General features: G+C 69.0%; 13 protein-coding genes. 11 read left to right on the forward strand and 2 right to left on the reverse strand.

From position 1 onward, the window contains the following. The first annotated feature begins 94 nt into the window (after window positions 1-94). The gene (locus tag EER27_RS13980; protein WP_123088745.1) at window positions 95-463 is read left to right on the forward strand and encodes a TFIIB-type zinc ribbon-containing protein; all 369 of its coding nucleotides are present in this window, start codon (window positions 95-97) and stop codon (window positions 461-463) included. A gap of 93 nt (window positions 464-556) precedes the next feature. Here the strand turns inward: EER27_RS13980 and EER27_RS13985 are convergent, their stop codons facing one another. Both EER27_RS13985 and EER27_RS13990 read right to left on the reverse strand, forming a co-directional pair. Then, the gene (locus tag EER27_RS13985) at window positions 557-1,477 is read right to left on the reverse strand and encodes a sensor domain-containing protein (RefSeq protein ID WP_123088746.1); all 921 of its coding nucleotides are present in this window, start codon (window positions 1,475-1,477) and stop codon (window positions 557-559) included. Continuing rightward, on the reverse strand, window positions 1,474-1,839 hold the full coding sequence (locus EER27_RS13990) for a PadR family transcriptional regulator (protein WP_123088747.1): 366 nt from the start codon (window positions 1,837-1,839) through the stop codon (window positions 1,474-1,476). Before EER27_RS13990 ends, EER27_RS13985 begins: the two co-directional genes overlap by 4 nt. A 242-nt stretch (window positions 1,840-2,081) precedes the next feature. Here EER27_RS13990 and EER27_RS13995 point away from each other — a divergent pair, with 242 nt between their 5' ends. The 10 genes from EER27_RS13995 (at window position 2,082) to EER27_RS14040 (ending at window position 14,048) form a co-directional block, all read left to right on the forward strand. Next, entirely contained in the window at window positions 2,082-2,549 is a 468-nt protein-coding gene (locus EER27_RS13995) for a DUF1579 family protein (RefSeq protein WP_123088748.1), read from the forward strand. Window positions 2,550-2,558: 9 nt separating this feature from the next. Further along, window positions 2,559-3,509, forward strand: coding sequence for a peptidylprolyl isomerase (locus EER27_RS14000; protein WP_190285812.1), 951 nt, complete (start codon window positions 2,559-2,561; stop codon window positions 3,507-3,509). Window positions 3,510-3,732: 223 nt separating this feature from the next. Then, the gene (locus EER27_RS14005) at window positions 3,733-4,104 is read left to right on the forward strand and encodes a hypothetical protein (RefSeq protein WP_123088749.1); all 372 of its coding nucleotides are present in this window, start codon (window positions 3,733-3,735) and stop codon (window positions 4,102-4,104) included. A gap of 107 nt (window positions 4,105-4,211) precedes the next feature. Beyond that, window positions 4,212-4,931 carry an aquaporin Z gene (gene aqpZ / locus EER27_RS14010; protein ID WP_123088750.1) on the forward strand — a complete coding sequence of 240 codons (720 nt, stop codon included), beginning with the start codon at window positions 4,212-4,214 and terminating at the stop codon, window positions 4,929-4,931. A 233-nt stretch (window positions 4,932-5,164) separates the two neighbouring features. Beyond that, window positions 5,165-5,998 (forward strand): hypothetical protein, encoded by an 834-nt coding sequence (locus tag EER27_RS14015; RefSeq protein ID WP_123088751.1) that lies wholly within the window; start codon window positions 5,165-5,167, stop codon window positions 5,996-5,998. A gap of 149 nt (window positions 5,999-6,147) precedes the next feature. Then, the gene (locus EER27_RS14020; protein WP_123088752.1) at window positions 6,148-7,509 is read left to right on the forward strand and encodes an SWIM zinc finger family protein; all 1,362 of its coding nucleotides are present in this window, start codon (window positions 6,148-6,150) and stop codon (window positions 7,507-7,509) included. Beyond that, the gene (locus EER27_RS14025) at window positions 7,506-9,032 is read left to right on the forward strand and encodes a DUF5691 domain-containing protein (RefSeq protein ID WP_123088753.1); all 1,527 of its coding nucleotides are present in this window, start codon (window positions 7,506-7,508) and stop codon (window positions 9,030-9,032) included. The genes EER27_RS14020 and EER27_RS14025 overlap by 4 nt, the downstream gene beginning before the upstream one ends. A 79-nt stretch (window positions 9,033-9,111) precedes the next feature. Further along, window positions 9,112-10,194 (forward strand): ATP-binding protein, encoded by a 1,083-nt coding sequence (locus EER27_RS14030; protein WP_123088754.1) that lies wholly within the window; start codon window positions 9,112-9,114, stop codon window positions 10,192-10,194. A 6-nt stretch (window positions 10,195-10,200) separates the two neighbouring features. Beyond that, window positions 10,201-12,792 (forward strand): DUF5682 family protein, encoded by a 2,592-nt coding sequence (locus EER27_RS14035; protein ID WP_123088755.1) that lies wholly within the window; start codon window positions 10,201-10,203, stop codon window positions 12,790-12,792. Continuing rightward, window positions 12,789-14,048, forward strand: coding sequence for a VWA domain-containing protein (locus tag EER27_RS14040; protein ID WP_123088756.1), 1,260 nt, complete (start codon window positions 12,789-12,791; stop codon window positions 14,046-14,048). The genes EER27_RS14035 and EER27_RS14040 overlap by 4 nt, the downstream gene beginning before the upstream one ends. Window positions 14,049-14,072 lie beyond the last annotated feature (24 nt).

A 14,072-nucleotide genomic window follows, 5' to 3' on the forward strand; every position in this document is an offset into this window, starting at 1 on the left:
GGCATCCGGCAATCACGCCGGGAACCCACGTCGATGACGGGTGTCCAACGACCGGAATCCGGCGATGGGCCAACCAACAAACCGAGGAGGCAATGTGGACTGTCCCGTCTGCAGCGGCGTGAAACTTCTGATGTCAGACCGTCAGGGCATCGAGATCGACTACTGCCCGCAATGCCGCGGCGTGTGGCTGGATCGCGGTGAGCTGGACAAGCTGATCGAACGTTCGGCTTCCGAGCAGCCGCAGCACCAACCGCCACCGCCACCGCCGCCGGCCGCGCAGCCGCCGCGTTACGACGCCCCGCGGCCCGAACCGCCGCGCTACGAGGCGCACCACCACGACAAGCACCGCCACGAGCCGCCGCGCCATGACGGCCGTTACGACAGCCGTTACGACACCCGTGGCCAGGACTACTACAAGCACAAGAAAAAGAAGAGCCTGCTCGGCGAGCTGTTCGACTTCTGACACCGCAACACGACAAGGCCCGGCGAATCGCTTCGCCGGGCCTTGTCATTTCTCGTGGCACCTGGCCGGATTGCACCGGCCAGGTGCGGTCCGTCAACGCGGCTGCGCCGACTTCACCAGCAGGTGCTTGGCGAACTGGCCGTGCAGCTTGCCGACCCAGCGGGCCACGTGCAGGCTGGCAAACAGCATCAGCGTGCCGGCGGCCAGCGACAGCGGCCACATCCACGGCGATTGCGCGTTCATCGCCACGTCGCCGAACTGGATCACGCCGCCCGCGCCCAGCACCAGCAGCACCGGTGCGGCAATCAACGACAACGACACGCCCAACGCGGTCACCACGAACGTGAAGTACACGATGCCCAGCGGCAGCATCAGCAGGAAGTACAGCTGCGTGCTCCAGGTGCGCGGATCGGTGAACAGCCCCTTGATCCGCTCGATCCACGGCAGGTCGCGTTCGCTGTATTGCGGTCGCCGCGGCATGCGCTCACCCAGCATGGCCTCGACCAGGCGACCCTCGACCAGCGACAGCAGGCGCACCGAGCCGAAGTACAGGATCAGCACCGGAATACCGATGATGAGCACCAGCAGCCCGGCCGACAGGCTCAGCCCGGTGACCACCCAGGTGAAGTAGAAGATGCCGGTGGCCATCGACAGCAGCATGTAGAACAGCGAGGCGTAGGTGCGCGGATCGGCGGCCACACCAAAGAACTGGCCGATCGGCGAACGCCTCGGCTTGGGCGGCGGCGCACGCAGCGCCGCCTGTACGGTGACTTCGGTATCGCGGTAGATGTCGGCGACCTCGTCGGGCGCGCCGTAGCTGCCGGCGACCGCGGAGATCACCTCGGCCTCGGATTTGCCGGGGTTCTCGGCCATTTCCGAGCGCAAGTATTCCTCTGCGTCGTACAGGGCGTCCTGCACCAGCGCCGGATCGGCACCGGCCAGTGCGTTGCGCAGGCGATGGAGGTACTCGGCGATCGTGGTCGGTGTGCTCGGGAGGTGGCTGGCGGCGTTCATGGGGTGTGCCCTTCAAGGACGGAATCGACGGAATCGCGGGTGGCGTGCCAGGCCTGGGTCCAGGACGTCAGCACTTCGCGGCCGGTGGCGGTGATGCGGTAGTAGCGGCGCGGTGGACCGGACACGGACGGTTCGACGTGGCTGTCGAGCAGGCCGGCCGAGCCGAGATTGCGCAGCACCGGGTACAGCGCGCTCTGCTTGCCGCTCAGCACGCCTTCTCCTTCGCGCTCCAGACGCTTGGCGATCTGGTAGCCGTACATCGGCTCCTCTGCCGCGCCCAGCACCGCGAGCAACGCCAGCGACACGGTGCCTGCGCTGAGCTCTTTCTGGAATTTCCTGAGATGGGGTTCGAGCGCGCTCATCGCCTGCTCTCTCGTGTGCCGCATGCCGGGGTGGCTTGCGTGGAGTTGATACTAGTACTTAGTTCGCTATAGCTCCCCTGCCAGTAGTAAGGGGAGGCCGTTGGTCATGGGTTGCCGCGTAGCGCCGTGGGCCACGGCGACGCCACAAGGACCGCTCGCCCGGCTTTGACAAACCCCGGCCAGGAGGGATTTGCTGTGGCGGTCGCGGCAACGGCCGCGCCGCGCCCTCACGGAGAGCTGCCATGGACTTGCCCCGCCCCGGCCCCGCGCACAAACGCCTCATGCGTCTGGAAGGACGTTGGTCCGGCTTCGAGCAACTATCGCCCTCGCCGTTCGGCCCCGGCGGTGTCGCGTTCGGACGCAGCACGTGCCGCAGCGCGCTCGACGGCATGGCGCTGGTGCAGGACTACGAGGAAGAGAAGGACGGCAGGGTGGCGTTCCGCGGCCATGGGGTTTTCACCATCGAGCCCGGCAGCGACGACGTCCTGTGGTGGTGGTTCGACAGCATGGGGTTGCCGCCCGAGCGCGCGCGTGGCCACTGGGATGGCGACGAGCTGCTGTTCGAGAAGTCCAGCACCAAGGGCGATGTGCGCTACCGCTACACATTCAACGATGACGGATACCGATTCGTGATCGAGAACCGCTTCGCCGGCGACGCGGCCTTCAGCGAGTTCATGCGTGGCGACTACACTCGCCACGACCACACCTGAGGATTGACGATGCGCCGCGACACGCCCAGCTCCGCTTTGCTTCCGACGTTGTTCGTTGCCGCGCTTGCCGGTGCCCTGCTGGCCATGCCCGCGGCCGCCACCGAACCCGCGCCACCTGCGAAGGCCCGCTCCATGCAGGAGATCATCGACGCAGCAAAGCCCTCCGACTGGCGCGCGCTGGATCCGGCCCGCACGCTCTACATGGAACTCGACAGCGGCCGGGTGGTGGTCGAGCTCGCGCCGCAGTTCGCTCCCGAGCACGTCGCCAACATCACCGCACTTGCCCACGAGGGCTTCTGGAACGGCATGAGCATCAACCGTTCGCAGGACAACTTCGTCGTGCAGTGGGGCGATCCGGAAGGCGAGAACGAAGCGAACCGCAAGCCGTTGGGCAGTGCGAAGGGCAAGCTCCCCGCCGAATTCAGTCGTGCCAGCGAAGGCCTCGCGTTCCATGCCCTGCCCGACCGCGACGGCTGGGCACCGCAGGTCGGCTTCGTCGACGGCTTCCCGGCCGCGCGCGATCCCGAACAAGGCCAGGCCTGGCTGGCGCATTGCTACGGCATGGTTGGCGCGGGCCGCGACCTGGCCGCCGATTCGAGCACCGGCGCCGAGCTGTACGTTGTCATCGGCCAGTCGCCGCGCCAGCTCGACCGCAACATCACCACGGTCGGACGCGTGGTGGAGGGCATCGAGCGGCTGTCGGTACTGGCACGCGGCACCGGGCCGCTGGGCTTCTACGAGCAGCCTTCGCAGCGCACGCCGATCCGCGCGATCCGCCTCGCCAGCGACGTGCCGGCAGCCGAGCGCAGCCCGATCGAGGTACTGCGCAGCGACACGCCGCTGTTCGACGAACTGGTCGAGGCGCGCCGCAATCGTCGCGATGATTTCTACAAGCGCCCGGCCGGGCACATCGACCTGTGCAACGTTCCGCTGCCGTCGCGCCGCACGCCTGGGAAGTGATCCGTACCGCGCACGGGCCCGATCGCGCCGTCCAGCGGCGCGCTCGCGCTGGCGCGGGAACAATTCGTCTATTGTCGGGACATCGTCCAGCCGAGCACGCCGGCCATAGGGGGCATTGACCGTATTACTGCTGGATGGATCTGTCTGGTACTTCTGGTGGGATTGACGCGACCGGCCGCCGCCGATCACCAACGCATGTTTCATCCAGCTTAGGAGGAGCCGCATGAATCCCTTCTTGGAAAGCAAGCGAAATAAGCCCAGCACCCTGCTATTGATCGTCGTGCTTGCAACGACCTTCGGTGCCTACAAGTTCCTGGGCGTCTACAGCACGCCACCCACCGAGGCGGTTCCCGTCGAGCGCATGGCGCGTCCCGGCGAAGAACAGCCCATCGCAGTCCCAGCAAAGGCCGGCAGCAGCGTGCTTGTTCGACGTGCCAGCGGCGAACCCTGGTTCAACTCCGCCGAGGGCAACTGCAAGCGACGCGTCGGCGTCCACGACAAGCCCTGTCGCCCCAATGCCACCGATCGCGCGCCGGAAGGCCGCGTGATCATGTCCCTGACCTTCATGGAGTGGGCCTACCGCGAGTCGCTGTAACGCCGCGCCAAGCGCCTCGCGGCGCGACGTCCTCACGCCAGCGGTCAAGACGCAACGGCGTCATCGGGCAATCCTTCGATCCACAATCCGCAAGGGAGAATGCAGTGATGGGCAAGCGATTGATCGCCGAGTTCCTCGGCACGTTCTGGCTGGTACTGGGCGGTTGCGGCAGCGCGGTGCTTGCGGCGAACTTCGGTGGTGAAGGCAACCCGTTGGGCATCGGCCTGCTCGGCGTCTCGCTGGCGTTCGGCCTGACCGTGCTCACCGGCGCGTACGCGCTCGGCCACATCTCCGGCGCGCATTTCAATCCGGCGGTGAGCCTGGGCCTGTGGGCAGGCGGTCGCTTTCCGCTCAAGGACCTGGTGCCGTACGTGGTGGCGCAGGTGGTCGGCGCGATCTTCGCCGGCTGGGTGCTGTGGCAGGTGGCCAGTGGCAGCCCGGACTTCGTCGCGCCCGACCCCGCCGCCGCCGGCGCGTTCGCCAGCAACGGATTCGATGCGTTGTCGCCGGGCGGCTACACGGTGGCCGCGGCGTTCCTGTGCGAGGTGGTGCTGACGGCGATGTTCCTGGTCGTGATCCTCGGCGCCACGCACGCTCGCGCGCCGGCCGGCTTCGCGCCGATCGCAATCGGGCTGGCGCTGACCCTGATCCACCTGATCAGCATCCCGGTCACCAACACCTCGGTGAACCCGGCACGCTCGACCGGCGTCGCGCTGTTCGCGGGCAGTGGCGCGATCGGCCAGCTGTGGCTGTTCTGGCTGGCGCCGCTGGTGGGCGGTGCGTTGGGTGGCGTGATCTATCGGTGGCTGGGTGAACCCGATCGCTGAGGCCCGCGGCCCGCGTCTGGGCTGATCCTCGCGACGGCCCGGATCGCAATCGACAACCGGCGGCGCGTCCCACACGGGGCGCGCCGCTGCGCTTTGCGGCACGCGCGGGCCGATGCGGTCTGACGCGGCGATGCCCACGTACGTCTGTCACACCTCCCCGCGGCGCATCGCGCCGGCTACGCTATGCCGCCCCGGCGACCCGGATCGCCGTTTCGCCCCCGCACAAGGACGTCATGACCTCCGCACCCCACGCCGTTCCCACCGCGCTTGCCGCCGCCTTTCCCACCCGGACGCTGAGCCTGCGCAACACCGGTGCCGGCGGCATCGGCGGACTGCTGCTGTCGCTGGTGTTTACCGCGGCCACCATTGCCGTGGCCTGGGCCGGCATCTCCAGCCTCGCGCCGGACTTCGTGATCCGCGCGAACGCGGTGCCGGTCGATGCGCGGATCGACGGTTCGTGCTCCACGCGCAAGCTGATCTTCACCGACTGCGACGTGACCATGGACTACGAGGTGGACGGCGTCGCATATTCGGTGGAGCGCTCGTTCTTCTTCATCGGCACCGGCGGCAACTACGAGGCGTCGGTGGTCCGGTCGGGCAAGGACCCGTCGCAGGCCACGCTGGACCTCGCGCTCGACAAGCTGTGGAACCGGGTGGGACTGGCCCTGTTCTTCCTCGCCTTCTGCGCCTTGCTCGGTGTCGGCACGCTGCTGGACTGGCGTCGCGGCGCGAAGGCACGCAGCCGGTATCGCGGGCGCGACCGGCGTCGGCTCACCCCGGTGATCGTGCGCATCACCCGCGTGCAGGTGATCAAGCGCAAGGGGCATCGCTACGACTATGCGGTGCACCATCGCGGCAAGGCGCGCCGCCGATGGCTGGTGCTGGGCAACGAAGAAGGCCACGCGTTTTTTCTCGGGCATCCGTCCAACGACGACCGCGCGCTGGCGGTGTACGCCCAGGGCGCCGAAGACCTGCCGATCCTGCTCGACGAAGGCCTGACGCGGCTGGATCTCAGCAACGACGAACGCGCCGCGCTGTTCGCCGCGCGCGAGTCCCTGACGGCCTGACCCGCGCCACGCCATTGCGTCGGCAGAACCGACGCAGACAACATCGACTCGGCAACGCGCACAGGCACCGCGCCGCGATGGCGGCCACACCATCGCCTGCGTTAGTCTGAGTGCGCTTGGGAAGAGCGCCGGACGGGGACCGGCATCGCATGGGAATCGCATTGACGCGCGAGCAGGTGCTGGCACTGGCACCGGATGCCGCATCGGCAAAAGCCGCCACCGGATTACTGTCGGACAGCAAGTGGGAGACGCTCGGCGTCGACGACGAGGCGCTGTGGGGAGAGTGCAAGGGCAGCGGCGCCAAGCCCTACCAGACCCAGGTGGATCTCACCGCGATGGTGTCGCGCTGCTCGTGCCCGAGTCGCAAATTCCCGTGCAAGCACGGCCTGGCGCTGTTGTTGCTGTCCGCACAGAAGCACGCGCGCCTGTTGCCGGGCGAACGCCCTGCGTGGGTCAGCCAGTGGATGGATTCGCGCCGCGACAAGGCCGCAAAGAAAGAGCAGGCCGCCGCCGAAAAGCCCGAGACCGATCCGGCCGCCGCCGCAGCGGCCAGCGCGCGCCGTGAGACCACGCGATGGAAGCGCATCGACTCCGGCAGCGCCGAACTGCAGCGCTGGATTGCCGATCAGTTCCGCCGCGGCCTCGCGCAAGCCGGCCCGGAGCAGCAGCACGAATGGCGCGCGATGGCCGCGCGCATGGTCGATGCCCAGGCACCCGGCCTGGCCCGGCGTGTCGAGGCCGCCGCCGAGCACGACGCGCTCGACACCACCCCGGCACAGCGCCACGCGCAACGCATCGAGCGCCTCGGCCTGCTGCAGCTGATCAACGCGGCCGTGTCGCGCCGCACGCAGCTCAACCCGGCGCGCGAAGCCGACCTGCGCATCGCGCTCGGCTGGGGCCACGACAAGGACGAGCTGACGGCCCATGCCGACCACGTCGATGACTGCTGGCAGGTGCTCGGGCAATGCATCGACGATCGCGACGCCAAGCTCAGCGAGCGACGCGTGTGGCTTCGCGGTCGCCACAGCGGCCGCTACGCGCTCGTGCAGGACTACGCCTACAACGGTCGTGGCTGGGAAGGGCTGTGGCGCGATGGCGCCAGCTGCACGGCCACCCTCGCCTTCCATCCCGGTTCGGTGCCGTTGCGCGCCGTGGCCGGCACCCAGACCGATGCCGCCTCGCACGATTGGCCGGAAATCGCGCTCGACGCCGCCATCGACCAGGCCTCCACGTGGTTCGCCACCAACCCCTGGTTGCAGCAGGTACCGATGCTGATCGATGCCGGCATTCCCACCCTCGACGGCGATGCGCGATGGCTGCGCACGGTCGCCGGCAGCTTGCCACTGCGGCTGGACACCGCCTCGTCGTGGTCGTTGCTGGCCTTCAGCGGCGGCCATCCGCTTCGCGTGATGGGCGAGTGGGACGGTCGCGCGCTGCGACCGCTGTCGGCAACGCTGCCGGGCGATGCGGCTCGTCGCTGGACGGCTGACGGCATCGGGAGCGCGGCATGAACCCGCTGTGGATCAAGCACGCCCTGGTCGGCGTGAACGGGCCGCTGCCGGCGACCCCGGCGCTGGACGGCAATGGCGAGGTCGATGCCCTGCTGGCCGCGATCGGCAGGCAAGGCGACGACCCCGCACTGCATTTCAGCCGTGCCGCCGGTGCCCTGGGCGCCTGCCGGCTCGCGGCGGTCACGCTGACGCATTCGTCCGAAGCGGTGCCGGCACCCGCCAGCGACGATCCGCGTGCGCTGGACATCGCGCACCCGTGGTCGGCGGCCCTCGCCGACGTCTTCGCCGATGCCCCACTGCGCCTGCAGTTCCAGGCCTGCCAGCGACTGGCCGAGCACGCCGCGCATCTGCCCACCACGGTGGTGCCGCGCGCACTCGACGCCGGACGCCGCAGCGTGCCGTTGCGCGCCGTGCTGCTGCCGGTGCTCGGTTCGCGCGGAAGGTGGCTGGCGCAGTTCAACCCCGAGTGGAAGTTCGCCGCGCCCAATGCGACGGCGGCCCCCGCCGAGGACGACAGCGGCAAACGCTGGGAGGAAGGCAGCTTCGACGAGCGCCTGCTGCATCTGCGCGAGTTGCGCGCGCGCGACCCGGTCGCGGCCCGCGCGCTGCTGCAATCCCAACTCGGCGAGTTCGCCGCGAAGGAGCGGCTGGGCTTCGTCGAGGCGCTTGCCGATGGCCTGCACGATGACGATGAAGCGCTGCTGCAGCCGTTGCTGAAGGACCGCAGCCGCGACGTCAAACTGGCGGCAGCCATGCTGCTCGCACGGCTTCCTGCCTCGTCGCACGCCCAGCGCCTGATCGGCTGGATGGCGCCTTTGGTCACCAGCAAGCGCAACCTGCTCGGCCGCACCAGTTGGCAGTGCGAAGCGCCGCAGGCACTGGACAACGCGTGGGCCACGGCCGCGATCGACGGCAAGCGGCCGCAGTACGAATCGCTGGGCGAGCGCGGTTGGTGGTTGTACCAGCTGGTTCGCCAGGTGCCGTTGTCGTGGTGGTCGACACACACCAGCATGAGCGCGGCGGAACTGATCGCCTGGTCAGGCAAGACCGACTGGAAGGACGCGCTGCATCGCGGCTGGCGCGAACGCGTCGGCGCCGACGACCGCGACTGGATCGAAGCGATGCTCGACGCCGGCGCCAAGGCGTTTGGTGGCGACCGCGCCGGACTGCTCGCGCTGCTGCCGACGCCGCTGCGCGAACGCCATTGGCCGAAGACGCTGGACGAGCTGTGCAGGCAGGGCCTCGTGGCCGACGTGGTGGGCTCCTGCGCACTCGGCGAAACCTTGTCGCCAACCTACTCTCGGGTGCTGATCCTCGGCTTGCGCATGGCGATGGGCAACGACCGCCTTCGCCACGACTACTACCTGCGCTCGCAGTTGCTGGAGCTGGCCACGGTGCTGCACCCCGACAGCCTGTCCGCCTGGAAACCCACACCGCGCCGTGGCGACGAAACCACGGCGATGGCCGAAAGCCTGCACGACATCGAGCGCGTTCTCTCGATCCGGTGCGCGCTGATGTGTTGAGCGCACGACGACTTTTCTGCCGGTTCGACCGACCTTCCCCGCCCCACCGCCATTCCCTGCCCTTGTCCCCGGAGTCCCGATGAGCACTGCCGTCCTGCGCCAGCACGCCGAACACCAATTCGCCGAAGAACTCGAGGCGTTGCGCAAGGTCGACACCCGCCAGCGTCCGCAGAACTGGCAGCTGTCGCCGTGGGCAGTGGTCACCTACCTGATGGGTGGCAAGCTCGACAACGGCTTCGTGGTCAGCCCGAAATACATCGGCAACCAGCGGCTGATGGAGATCGCCGTCGCCACGGTCGCCACCGACCGTGCGCTGCTGCTGTTCGGTGTGCCGGGAACGGCCAAGTCGTGGGTGTCCGAGCACCTGTCGGCGGCGATCAGCGGCGACTCGACGATGCTGGTACAGGGCACGGCCGGCACCAGCGAAGAGCAGATCCGCTACGGCTGGAACTACGCGCAGCTGCTCGCCAACGGCCCCAGCGAAAAGGCGCTGGTGCCCAGCCCGCTGATGCAGGCGATGAAGCTGGGCAAGATCGCCCGCATCGAAGAACTCACCCGCATCCCCGCCGACGTGCAGGACTCGCTGATCACCGTGCTGTCGGAGAAGACCCTGCCGATTCCGGAGCTGTCGGCCGAAGTGCAGGCCACGCGCGGCTTCAGCGTGATCGCCACGGCCAACAACCGCGACAAGGGCGTCAACGAACTCTCCAGCGCGCTCAAGCGCCGCTTCAACACGGTGATCCTGCCGGTGCCGTCCAGCGAGGCCGAGGAGATCTCGATCGTGGTCAAGCGCGTGGCCGAACTCGGCGTCGCCCTTCAGCTGCCGACCGAGCCGCCGGCTCTCAAGGAGGTCAAGCGCATCGTGCAGATCTTCCGCGAGCTGCGTAACGGCCAGACCGAGGACGGCAAGTCCAAGCTCAAGTCGCCCACGTCCACCCTGTCCACCGCCGAAGCGATCTCGGTGATCAACAACGGCATGGCGCTGGCCGGTCATTTCGGCGACGGCGTGCTGCGTCCGGCCGACGTGGCCGCGGGCATGATCGGCGCGGTGATCAAGGACCCCGTGCAGGACCAGGTGGTGTGGAACGAGTACCTGGAAACGGTGGTCAAGGAACGCAGCGACTGGAAGGACCTGTACCGCGCGTTCCGCGAACAGCTGTAAGCCACGATGTCAGACGACGCCGTTTCGATCTTCGGCATCCGCCACCACGGGCCGGGCTGCGCGCGCAGCCTGCGCCGGGCGCTGGTCGCGCTGCAGCCGGATTGCGTGCTGATCGAGGGCCCGGCCGGCTGCGAGCCGTTGCTGGTGCACCTGGTCGGTGCCGCGGCAAGTGCTGCCGCAACCGCGGCCCAGCCTGCATCGCAGGAGTCGGTTGCGCCGGCCGAACGGGGTGCGATGTCCACTGCCATCGACGTTGCGCTGCAGCCACCGGTTGCGCTGCTGTCGCATTGCGTCGACGACCCGCAACTGGCGGTGTTCCACCCCTACGCCGAGTTCTCGCCGGAATGGCAGGCGATGCTGTGGGCCGCGCAGGCCGGCGTGCCGGTGCGCTTCATGGACGTGCCCGCCTCGGCCAGCCTGGCCTGGCAACGCGAGCAGTCCCAGCGGCGCGCGCAGCAGCCGGGCGAAGCGGCCGACGCACTCGACGCACCTCCCGATGACGATGGCACTGGCGAGCAGGAAACCGCTCCGGGCGCCGCGGCCCGCATCGACGATTCCGGCGACGGCGCTCGCCTGCCGGCCGATGCGCCCACACAGGACCCGGCCACTGCGCCGCGACACGCCGATGGCGACGACGCCATCGCCCCCGATCCCGCCGCGGCGGGCGATGAGCGCTCGCCCGACACCGCCCAGCACGTCCTGCGCGATCCGCTCGACTGGCTTGCACGCGCCGCCGGGTATGGCGACGGCGAAAGCTGGTGGAACCACATGGTCGAGGAACGCGGCGACGGCGAAGGCCTGTTCGAAGCGATCGCACAGGCCATGACCGAACTGCGCGAGAACGCCGGCCTGCAATCGGGCCTCGACGCGACGCACGAAGCGATGCGCGAAGCGCACATGCGCAGCACGCTGCGCGAGGCCCGCAAGCAGGGCTATCAGCGCATCGCCGTGGTCTGCGGCGCCTGGCATGTGCCGGCGCTGGCGGCCAAGGTGAGTGCCGCGGCCGACAAGGCGACGCTGCGCGACCTCCCCAAACTCAAGACCCAGACCACCTGGGTGCCGTGGACCTACCATCACCTCAGCAGCGCATCGGGCTACGGCGCCGGCATCGATTCGCCGGGCTGGTACGAGCATCTGTGGAAGCACGGCGAGGACGACAACCTCGGTCCTGCCGGCGTCCGGCCGTCGCGCGCCATCGGATGGTTCGCCCGCGTCGCGCGCCTGCTGCGCGAGCACGAGCTGGACTGCTCCTCGGCCCATCTGATCGAGGCCTCGCGCCTGTCGGACACGCTGGCGGCTTTGCGCGACCGTCCGATGCCGGGCCTGGACGAACTCAACGAGGCCACCCGCAGCGTCATCTGCAACGGCGACGACACGCCGATGCGGCTGATCGCGCAACGGCTGATGATCGGCGATGCCATCGGCAGCGTGCCGACGGACGTGCCCACCGTGCCGCTGCAGCGCGACCTGGAAGCGCAGCAGAAGCGCCTGCGGCTGCGCCCGGAGGCCTTGTCGCGAACCGTCGACCTCGATCTGCGCAACGACACCGACCTGCAACGCAGCCAGTTGCTGCACCGGCTGTGGCTGCTGGATATCCGCTGGGGCGATATCGCCCGTGTCGGCCGCTCGGGCCGCGGCACCTTCCACGAGAGTTGGGAACTGGCCTGGGATCCACGCTTCCAGGTCGAACTGATCATCGCCAGCCGCCACGGCCACACCGTCGCGCTGGCGGCCACCACGCGCGCGATCGAACAGGCACGCGCGGCCGCCCATCTGCCGGAACTGGCCGCACTGATCGATCGCGTGCTGCTGGCCAACCTGCCCGGCGCAGTGGATGCGGTGGCCGCCGAACTGCAGGCACGCGCGGCCACCGACGCCGATCCGCTGGCCTTGCTCGGCGCGCTGCCGGCGCTGGCCAACGTCCACCGATACGGCAACGTGCGCAACACCGATGTCGCCCAGGTCGAGCGGTTGTTCGACGGCATCCTGCTGCGCGCGAGCCTCGGCCTGCCACTGGCGATGTCCGGCCTGGACGACGACGCAGCGGAAGCCGCACGCGGCGTGCTGCTGGCCGCCGACCGCGCCATCGACCTTCGCCAGGGCGAGGACCAGACCGCGACCTGGCAGCGCGCGCTGCGCATCATCGCGTTGTCGGAAAGCTCGGCGCCGCTGCTGCGCGGCGCCTGCGCGCGCCTGCTGCTCGACGCCCGGCAGCTGTCGGCCGAGGACGTCCACCAGCAGCTCGGCCTCAACCTGTCGCAGGGCAGCGACCCGCTGCCGGCGGCGCAATGGCTGGACGGCTTCCTCAACCGCAATGCCACCGTGCTGCTGCACGGCGATGACGTCTGGCCGCTGATCGACGCCTGGCTGTCGGGTCTGGGCCACGGCCATTTCCTTCGCGTGGCACCGCTGGTGCGCCGCACCTTCGCCGGCTTCGAATCCAGCGACCGCCGTGACCTGGGCGAGCGCGTCAAGCAAGGCGTCACCGCCCCACACCGCGCTGCACCGGCATTGCAATGGGATGCAGCGCGCGCGATGCGCGCCTTGCCGACCCTGCGCGAGCTGTTCGGCATCGCCACCACCGACGCACCGCCATGAACACCGACCCCACGCTTCCCGACGACGACATCGACGGCGCGATCGCCCAGGACGCAGACCGCGACGCGGGCCTCGACGCAAGCCTCGACGACGCCACGCCGACCAGCCGCGAGCAGCGCTGGCGCATGGTGCTGGGCAGTGACGCCGACAGCGGCTGCGGCGCACTCGAAGGCGACCTGATGGGCATGGACGCGGCGCTGTCCGCGCTGTACGAACCCGAGGGCAGCCACGGCCTCAAGCGCCGTGGTGGTCGCGGCGGTTCGGCGCCCAACGTGGCGCGCTGGCTGGGCGACATCCGCAAGTACTTCCCCCAGTCGGTGGTGCAGGTCATGCAGCGCGATGCGCTCGAACGCCTGGACATGCGCCAGATGCTGCTCGAGAAGGAAATGCTGGAGGGCATCCAGCCCGACGTGCACATGGTCGCCAACCTGATCGCCTTGTCGAGCGTGATTCCCGCCGGAACCCGCGAGACCGCGCGGCTGGTGGTGCGCAAGGTGGTCGACGAGCTGATGGCCAAGCTCGAAGAACCGATGCGATCGGCAGTCAGCGGAGCGCTGGACCGCTCGCGTCGTACACGCCGTCCGCGCCACGCCGAGATCGACTGGAACCGCACCATCCGCGCCAACCTGCGGCACTGGCAGGAAAGCCATCGCACGATCATCCCGCAGCAGCTGATCGGGTTCGGCCGCAAGTCGCGTCAACCGCAGCGCGAGGTGGTGCTGTGCATCGACCAGAGCGGGTCGATGGCCGCCTCGGTGGTGTACTCGAGCATCTTCGGCGCGGTGCTGGCGTCGTTGCCCGCGGTAGCCACCAAACTGGTGGTGTTCGACACGGCGGTGGTCGACATGAGCGACAAGCTCGACGACCCGGTCGAATTGCTGTTTGGCGTGCAATTGGGTGGCGGCACCGACATCCACCGCGCCGTCAGCTACAGCCAGCAGCTGATCCGCGAACCGCGCAACGCGATCCTGGTGCTGATCTCCGACCTGTACGAGGGCGGCGTCGAGACCAAACTGCTGGCCAGGGCGCAGGAGTTGGTGGCCGCCGGCGTGCAGTTCATCACCCTGCTCGCGCTCAGCGACGAAGGCCGGCCGGCCTACGACAAGGACCTCGCGGCCAAGCTCGCAGCGCTTGGCGTGCCGTCGTTTGCCTGCACGCCCGATGCGTTCCCGGGCCTGATGGCCGCGGCGATCCGCCGCGACGACATCAACCAGTGGGCCGCCGGCCAGGGCCTGGCGACCACGCGGGCAAACTGAGGTCGGTCGGCGTGCACGCCCAGG

It is taken from the genome of Montanilutibacter psychrotolerans (genome assembly GCF_003719825.1).
Lineage (GTDB): Bacteria > Pseudomonadota > Gammaproteobacteria > Xanthomonadales > Xanthomonadaceae > Montanilutibacter > Montanilutibacter psychrotolerans.

Bases quoted from the DNA above. Each gene is read 5' to 3' on its own strand.
- EER27_RS14015 (WP_123088751.1), top strand. From the start codon at position 5,165: ATGACCTCCGCACCCCACGCCGTTCCCACCGCGCTTGCCGCCGCCTTT.
- EER27_RS14020 (WP_123088752.1), top strand. From the start codon at position 6,148: ATGGGAATCGCATTGACGCGCGAGCAGGTGCTGGCACTGGCACCGGAT.
- EER27_RS14040 (WP_123088756.1), top strand. From the start codon at position 12,789: ATGAACACCGACCCCACGCTTCCCGACGACGACATCGACGGCGCGATC.
- EER27_RS13985 (WP_123088746.1), bottom strand. From the start codon at position 1,477: ATGAACGCCGCCAGCCACCTCCCGAGCACACCGACCACGATCGCCGAG.
- EER27_RS14025 (WP_123088753.1), top strand. From the start codon at position 7,506: ATGAACCCGCTGTGGATCAAGCACGCCCTGGTCGGCGTGAACGGGCCG.
- EER27_RS14035 (WP_123088755.1), top strand. From the start codon at position 10,201: ATGTCAGACGACGCCGTTTCGATCTTCGGCATCCGCCACCACGGGCCG.
- aqpZ (WP_123088750.1), top strand. From the start codon at position 4,212: ATGGGCAAGCGATTGATCGCCGAGTTCCTCGGCACGTTCTGGCTGGTA.
- EER27_RS13990 (WP_123088747.1), bottom strand. From the start codon at position 1,839: ATGAGCGCGCTCGAACCCCATCTCAGGAAATTCCAGAAAGAGCTCAGC.
- EER27_RS14030 (WP_123088754.1), top strand. From the start codon at position 9,112: ATGAGCACTGCCGTCCTGCGCCAGCACGCCGAACACCAATTCGCCGAA.
- EER27_RS13995 (WP_123088748.1), top strand. From the start codon at position 2,082: ATGGACTTGCCCCGCCCCGGCCCCGCGCACAAACGCCTCATGCGTCTG.
- EER27_RS14005 (WP_123088749.1), top strand. From the start codon at position 3,733: ATGAATCCCTTCTTGGAAAGCAAGCGAAATAAGCCCAGCACCCTGCTA.
- EER27_RS14000 (WP_190285812.1), top strand. From the start codon at position 2,559: ATGCGCCGCGACACGCCCAGCTCCGCTTTGCTTCCGACGTTGTTCGTT.